At 45.7% G+C, this 7,265-nt stretch carries 6 protein-coding genes; 5 read left to right on the forward strand and 1 reads right to left on the reverse strand.

Features of this window, described 5'->3' with window-relative positions:
- Positions 1-84 precede the first annotated feature (84 nt).
- On the forward strand, positions 85-912 hold the full coding sequence (locus B2337_RS03330) for an ADP-polyphosphate phosphotransferase (protein WP_292362659.1): 828 nt from the start codon (positions 85-87) through the stop codon (positions 910-912).
- A 16-nt stretch (positions 913-928) separates the two neighbouring features.
- Here B2337_RS03330 and B2337_RS03335 read toward each other — a convergent pair whose 3' ends face one another.
- Entirely contained in the window at positions 929-1,399 is a 471-nt protein-coding gene (locus B2337_RS03335) for an Lrp/AsnC family transcriptional regulator (RefSeq protein ID WP_292362261.1), read from the reverse strand.
- Between the two features lie 331 nt (positions 1,400-1,730).
- On the opposite strand from B2337_RS03335, the gene leuA reads away from it, so the two are divergent.
- The 4 genes from leuA to B2337_RS03355 all read left to right on the forward strand — a co-directional run bounded on the left by leuA (position 1,731) and on the right by B2337_RS03355 (position 7,058).
- Positions 1,731-3,407 (forward strand): 2-isopropylmalate synthase, encoded by a 1,677-nt coding sequence (leuA, locus tag B2337_RS03340; protein WP_292413990.1) that lies wholly within the window; start codon positions 1,731-1,733, stop codon positions 3,405-3,407.
- 239 nt (positions 3,408-3,646) lie between these two features.
- Complete coding sequence (locus tag B2337_RS03345) at positions 3,647-4,018, forward strand: hypothetical protein (RefSeq protein ID WP_292362263.1); 372 nt, start codon at positions 3,647-3,649, stop codon at positions 4,016-4,018.
- Between the two features lie 258 nt (positions 4,019-4,276).
- Complete coding sequence (locus B2337_RS03350) at positions 4,277-4,660, forward strand: LEA type 2 family protein (RefSeq protein WP_292742487.1); 384 nt, start codon at positions 4,277-4,279, stop codon at positions 4,658-4,660.
- 289 nt (positions 4,661-4,949) lie between these two features.
- Positions 4,950-7,058: a methyl-accepting chemotaxis protein gene (locus B2337_RS03355; protein WP_292412361.1), complete on the forward strand. Its 2,109-nt coding sequence runs from the start codon at positions 4,950-4,952 to the stop codon at positions 7,056-7,058.
- Positions 7,059-7,265 lie beyond the last annotated feature (207 nt).

A 7,265-nucleotide genomic window follows, 5' to 3' on the forward strand; every position in this document is an offset into this window, starting at 1 on the left:
TGCGTTTAATAAATGACAAAACCTATAAAGGCAAAAATGATGAAGTTTTCTATCAGCGATTTTCAGGCGCTCCCGGACAGCAGGATTAAATTAACGAAAAGCCCCACATCTGTTGAGCCACTCTATTCATCAAAAAAGCAGTATCAAAAATTGCTTAAAAAGAATGTTGATGCCTTAAGTGAATTACAGCACAAGCTGTATGCCGATAATCGATATGCTGTTTTACTGATTTTTCAAGGTATGGATGCTGCTGGAAAGGATGGGGCGATTCGCCATGTCATGTCGGGAATTAACCCGCAGGGGTTTCAGGTGTTCAGTTTCAAACAACCCAGTAACAATGAGCTCGAACATGATTTTTTGTGGCGTACTGTAAGGTGTCTGCCTGAACGAGGTCGAATCGGTATATTCAATCGCTCATATTACGAAGAAGTGCTGATTGTAAAAGTGCATCCTGACTTTCTGATGAATCAACGTTTGCCGGAACAATTGCCGCCCAAACAAGCTTTTTGGCGTGATCGCTATCGTTCTATTGTGGAGCACGAAGCCCATTTGCAACGCAGTGGCACCCGGATCATCAAGTTCTTTTTGCATCAATCCAAAGATGAACAAGCCAGGCGGTTCATGCAGCGTATTGATGATCCGGATAAAAACTGGAAGCTGACCACAGCGGATATTGAGCAACGTGAATACTGGGATGACTATACCAGAGCGTATGAAGACTGTATCAATGCAACAACGACCAAAGATGCGCCGTGGTACATCGTGCCAGCCGATGACAAACAAAATGCCCGGTTAATTATTTCGGAAATCTTTTTAAAAACGTTAACTGATCTGCCATTGGCCTATCCCCAGGCGACTGATGCTCACCGGCTTGAGTTGCAGTCGATTCGAAAGCATTTAGACAACTCCTGAATAACACAACGGGAAATCAGTTTAATGGTAACGCGGTAGAGTTAATCGGTGACTTCATTACAAACGAGGTATGTACACCGGTTACACCCTCAATTCGTGTCAGTTTCTGCAATAGAAACTGTTGATAGGCATCCATATCCCTGACGATGACTTTTAACAAATAATCAGCTGTCTGGCCGGTAATTAAGTGGCATTCCAACACTTCCGGATAGCCGGCAAGTTTTTCCTCCAGACCGCTGAAACGTTCCGGAGTGTGTTTATCCATGCTGATGCCAATAAAGGCCATCAACGTCAGCCCGAGTTTGCGTGCGTTCAATAACGCCACATAACCATCAATTAACCCATTCTCTTCCAACTGCTTAACGCGTCTTAAGGTGGGGGAAGGAGACAGGTTAATGGCCTCCGCCAACTCCTGATTAGAAATTCGTCCCTGTTTTTGCAGGATATCGAGAATCATCTGATCATAGCGATCCAGTTTTTCAGTCATTATTTACTCCAATAAAATGTATTAAAGGCATTTTATGCTTAAAAAATATATTTATCAGCAATAAAATGTTATATGACCATATTTTGATGCAACTTTAGCAATTTAATTCTGCCGCTGTTTATCTATACTGTTCCACATGCCTGAACCGGTAGCGTTATGAGCCACAAGCTTTGTTTAACGCAGTTATCTCAAGTTCATCATAAGTGAGCGGCGGAAACTGAAAAAGGGACTGGAAATCCTTCAGCCATTGTTAAATAAACCTGCCGGAAGCGTTATTAACGTTATACGCCATCAGGCAACTTATTTTTTATACAGACTCAGGAGTCAGAAGATGATTGCTAATCCCGCTCAAAAGTATCGGCGCTTTGAGCCAATTCAATTGCCGGATCGACAATGGCCGAACCAGGTGATTGAAAAGGCGCCTATCTGGATGAGCACCGATCTGCGTGATGGCAATCAGGCGCTGATTGATCCGATGTCGGTCGAGACCAAAATCCGCTATTTCAAAGCCTTGGTGGGAATGGGCTTCAAGGAAATTGAAGTGGGATTTCCGTCAGCTTCTGACACCGACTTTAATCTGGTACGTCGCTTGATCGAAGAAAATCTGATCCCGGACGATGTGACGATAGAGGTGTTAACCCAAGCCCGTCAGGATTTGATTGAACGTACAGTTGAATCATTGAAAGGTGCTCGCCGGGCTATTTTGCATATGTACAATCCAATCGCGCCAGGGTTTCGCAAAATTGTTTACAACACCGATAAAGCCGGTGTGAAAGAGATTGCTGAACGCGGCACGCGATGGGTGAAGGCGTTAACTGATCAACACCCGGAAACCCAATGGGTTTATCAATATTCTCCCGAGGTGTTTTCCAGCACCGAAGTGGAATTTGCCAAGGAAGTGTGTGACGCGGTATCAGCCATCTGGCAGCCAACAGTTGAAAACAAAATGATTATCAATTTGCCAGCCACGGTGGAGATGTCAACACCCAATACCTATGCCGATCAGATTGAGTGGATGCATCGCAACTTGAATCATCGCGACAGCATTATTTTGAGTGTGCATCCGCATAATGATCGCGGTACGGCCGTTGCTGCAGCGGAACTGGCCGTAATGGCCGGTGCCGATCGCGTGGAAGGCTGTTTGTTTGGTAATGGCGAGCGAACCGGTAATGTCGACTTAGTGACCTTGGCATTGAATTTATATTCGCAGGGTATCGATCCCGGCTTGGATTTCAGTCAGATGGATCAGATCCGCCAATTGGCCGAAGAATGCACACAGTTACCTGTCCATCCACGCCACCCTTATGCCGGTGAATTGGTGTTTACTGCGTTTTCCGGTTCGCACCAGGATGCGATTAAAAAAGGTTTTGCAAAACAGGATCCCGATGGTTTTTGGGAGGTGCCGTATTTGCCTGTTGATCCTGCAGATTTAAATCGTAGCTACGATGCTGTGGTCAGAGTCAACAGTCAATCCGGTAAGGGGGGAGTCAGCTTCCTGTTACAGCAACATTCCGGTTTCGAACTGCCACGTCGTTTGCAAATTGAGTTCAGCAAAATCGTGCAAAACATCAGCGACAGCAGCGGTAAGGAAATTAATGCTGCTGGTATTGTGAATTTATTTGATGAAATTTATCTCAGCGTAAATGCACCCTATCAATTTACAAGCAGTAGTTTAATGGATGAATCTCAGGACAGTGTCGCGGCTGAATTACAGTTGGATCACGGCACAACATCTTTTAAGCTTAAAGCAAAAGGTACGGGACCCGTTGATGCCGTTGCAAAAGCATTATCCAGTCATATTCAACAGGCTATAACCGTTGTTGATTATCATGAGCACGGTATCGGTAGCGGTTCAGATGCGATTGCAGTGAGTTATGTTGAAATCAAAGTCGGTAATGCCGGCCCGGTTTTTGGTGTCGGGCAAGATAAAAATATCAGCCGAGCAGCGATAAAAGCCATTATCAATGGTGTAAATCGTTTTATCTCAACGCAGCGTGAAGCGGCTTAGGGGCGGGATTATAAAGCAAAATGGCTGATTACCTTGGGGCAGGAAGTTTTTCACATCATGTCTGGTCAGAATACTGAATTACGCCTAAATAAAATCATAACTATATGATTTAAAATGGGTTTAATGGTTTTTTCGGTGATTTGATGTCGTCGGGGATATTCGTTAGGGTGGACATAACATCAAATGGTGAAAAGCCATTTTGTTTGAGTTGTTTCTAACCATAATTAAAGGAGGCTACCATGTTTAAACAATGTTTTTACACAGTTGCCCTGACGACACTTTTTGCCAGCACCACTGCGTTAGCTGCTAATGATGATACTGGCAAACATCCTGCCCATGAAATGGATGAGTCAGTATCTTCTAAAGCTGCTGAGATAGAGCAACAAGCAGATTATCAATGGAAGAAAGAAAAAGCTGCCAATAACCCGGCAGATAAATCATCGGAGGGTAATCATCCAGCACATGATATGGGTGAGGCTGCAGAACGTGTCAATAAAGAATCGAAAGATGATTATCAGGAAAATCGCCTGGATGCCCGGGAATCCGGAAATGCGATGCATCCTGCTCATGAAATGGATGAAGTCGAGCCAGTACAGAAACGTGGCCAATAAATACACTGGGTCTGTTGATCTCACAATCCCGTTCTTAATAGCGCGGCAGTTGTTTTAAACGGGCAATATTTCTTGATATTGCTTGTCAATGAAAGCCACTGCTGCGCTTTTTTCCATCATTACTAACGATTTCAGTTTAGACTGAATACCTCCCTCCAGATTGGAAATCAAATGCCCCTGTTAAGAATATTATGTCTGATAACAATAATATCCATGATGGGGTGTGCCAGCTGGTCACCAAATTATGAAAAGCCTCAGGTGAACATCACGTCTTTTTCTCTGGCGCCAGAATCCAATGGTCTGTCACCGCGATTTATTATCGGATTACAGATCATCAACCCTAATCGCGGCACTTTGTCTTTGAAGGGGATGAGTTATTCTGTTGAGGTGGAAAATAATCGTGTATTAAGTGGTGCAACGCCGGATTTGCCGACAGTTCCAGGCTATGGCATGGCTGATTTCACTATCGAGGCCAGCCCGAATTTACTGGGCAGTGCGCGATTAATCAACCGGTTATTAACTGGTCAGAACAATGGTTTTGCTTATACATTTAAGGCCAGACTGGATATGGGAGGGCTATTACCATATCAAACCATAGAAGAAACTGGTCGTTTCAACTTTTCAGATACATCAGAAATGTAAGTTTTTGCCAATCAAAGCAGATTATTGATCTTTTCTCCATTGCGTGCCTGAAAGAAATCTGGCAAAGTCTGCGCGAACTTACAGTCTCAACAAGTATATACGGCCAATCTCAAGCCTATAGCGAAGCTGCTAAATTGTGATGCTATCACCGGACAGGGGTAAAGCCGGAACCGATTGTCAGCACTGGCAATTTTCGGCTGTTCAGTGAATACGATTGTTGTAGTCTGAAATCAGATTGCAATTTAAATGGTATGCCGGTAATTCCGGTTCCCTGATAATGGAGATAAAGATGCATCTTTCTATTCAACAGCGCTTTAGTCTTTGGGCTGGCCTCAGTTTATTGACCGTCGTACTGGTTACTGCGCTGGTTGGCGTATGGCAGTTCAGTTCAATCAAAAAGAGTCTTTCTGAGCATAGCCGGGAGGTCACTGAGCAACAGGCCCAGGATTATTTACAGGTTTTGGCTCAAGATACTTCAGCACAGTTGCGTATGCCACTTGAAAGAGCGCTGAATACGGCTCAGGCGAATGCGGCTGTGATGCAGGCAGTCGTAAACGATTCGGAAATTGATGATAAACGCAGTCTTGCGGTCAGAATGCTTGAGCAAACTCTGGCCCTGAATACGGATTTTTTGGGTGCCTATGTCGCATTTGAACCAAATGCAATAGACGGCAGTGACTTCTTGTTCCGTGAAACTTTGGGCAGTGATAGCCGTGGACGGTTCCTGCCCTATGTTGTGCGTTCAGAATCTGACACTTTTGTAGTGGAAAATCTCGAAGGGTTGGAAGATGCTACTGTTGATGACAATGGCGTAAGAGCAGGCGAATATTATCTTTGTTCCAAAGATAGCAGTGGTAGCTGTGTCATTGACCCCTACTTGTATCCAATTGATGGTGAGCAGGTTCTGTTGACCAGTCTGGTTGCACCGGTAATTAATGCTGGTCGCTTTATCGGCATTAGTGGTATCGATATTTCTGCTGCTTTTTTGCAATCAGTGATCACTGATGTCGCTGCTTCTCTTTATCAGGGAGCTGGTCAAACTTTGCTGGTCAGTCCGCGGGGCGTTATTGCCGGACATAGCCAGCAGCCAGAAATGATCGGTCAGAATCTCAGTGTTTTGGATAACAGTCTCAGAGAAGCGCTTCTCGCCGTTGGCAAGTCAGGCCAAAGCCAGATTTTGCAGCAGCAAGATCAGTTTATCGTGCTGAGCCCATTTACTATGCCCGGTAACCAGCAAGGTTGGGTGACTTATCTGGCAGTTCCTGAGGCACAGGTACTGGCTGCCGTTGCGGAGCAGGAACAATTTCTTGAGAGTGCGCAAAGAAACTTTATCGTCAGTACCAGTGTGCTGGGCTTGCTTCTGGCACTGATTGGGGTCGGTATTGTGTGGCTGGTGGCGCGCAGCAGTATCCAACCACTTTCAAAAATGACTACATTGGTTGCATCAATTGCTGAAGGTGAAGGTGATCTGACTCAGCAGCTTGATATCCAACGCCAGGACGAGACCGGTAAGTTATCCGGATTCCTTAATATCTTTATTGGCAAACTGCGCAAGCTGATCCAGCAATTAATTCCGCTGGGCGAAAATGTCAGTGAACTGTCTGCAGAAGGTCGCCAAATCAGTGAACAGACGCGATCTCAGATGGTTCAGCAACAGCAGTTGCTTGAAGAAATGGTTTCTGCCGTTACGGAAATGGCTGCTTCAGCACAGCAGATAGCCGGCAATGCGGATCGCACATCACAATTTGTCAGCAAAGCCAATGACTCTTCACAGTCCGGCGCGGGACTGGTGAAACGAACTTCAGAGTCGATTCATTCGGTCAGTTCCAGTGTGCAGGAATCGGAATCAGCCATGTTGGAGCTGGAAAAAAACAGTGAAGCTATTGTCAGCATTTTGTCAGTCATTCAGGGCATTGCTGAACAGACCAATCTGCTGGCACTTAACGCAGCGATTGAAGCTGCCCGGGCCGGCGAAAAAGGGCGCGGCTTTGCTGTTGTTGCAGATGAAGTGCGGGCCTTGGCTAGCCGGACGCAGGATGCCACTGTGGATATTCATGAAAAGCTCAGTGTACTGCAACAGGGGAGTCGTCAGGCTTCGGCAGCAATGCACCAGAGCGGGCAGCAGGTGACGGAAACGGTTGATCTTGCTCGTGCAGCAGAATCGGCACTGCAGGATATTCAGCAAGCCATCAAGGAAGTGACGGAAATGACATTTCAGATTGCTTCAGCCACTGAAGAGCAAAGTGCTGTATGTGAAGATGTCAGTAAAAATCTCACTAAGATCTCCCAACTGGTCGGGCATACAACCGAGGGAGCTCTTCAGCTGAGCCGGGTTGGCAATGAGCTGGACGACGCTGCCAATACTCTGAAACAACAGTTAGGCTCGTTCAAGGTCTGAGTTTTTAATGCTTTTGATACTAGGGCTTGTTTATCTTTCATAGCCAGCACTGCTGGAGGCTATTTTTCCGTCCAACAAGGCGGAAATGATGCGATGTATTGTTCTACATAAGTCATTTCCAACGCCGTGGGGCGGAAAAATAGTCCCAGCCCTGCGGATTGTGGCTGAAAATGCAACACTTATATCCACGGATGGACGGTATGCCGG

It is taken from the genome of Methylophaga sp. UBA3192 (assembly GCA_002363955.1).
Taxonomy (GTDB): domain Bacteria; phylum Pseudomonadota; class Gammaproteobacteria; order Nitrosococcales; family Methylophagaceae; genus Methylophaga.

Bases quoted from the DNA above. Each gene is read 5' to 3' on its own strand.
- B2337_RS03335 (WP_292362261.1), bottom strand. From the start codon at position 1,399: ATGACTGAAAAACTGGATCGCTATGATCAGATGATTCTCGATATCCTG.
- leuA (WP_292413990.1), top strand. From the start codon at position 1,731: ATGATTGCTAATCCCGCTCAAAAGTATCGGCGCTTTGAGCCAATTCAA.
- B2337_RS03345 (WP_292362263.1), top strand. From the start codon at position 3,647: ATGTTTAAACAATGTTTTTACACAGTTGCCCTGACGACACTTTTTGCC.
- B2337_RS03355 (WP_292412361.1), top strand. From the start codon at position 4,950: ATGCATCTTTCTATTCAACAGCGCTTTAGTCTTTGGGCTGGCCTCAGT.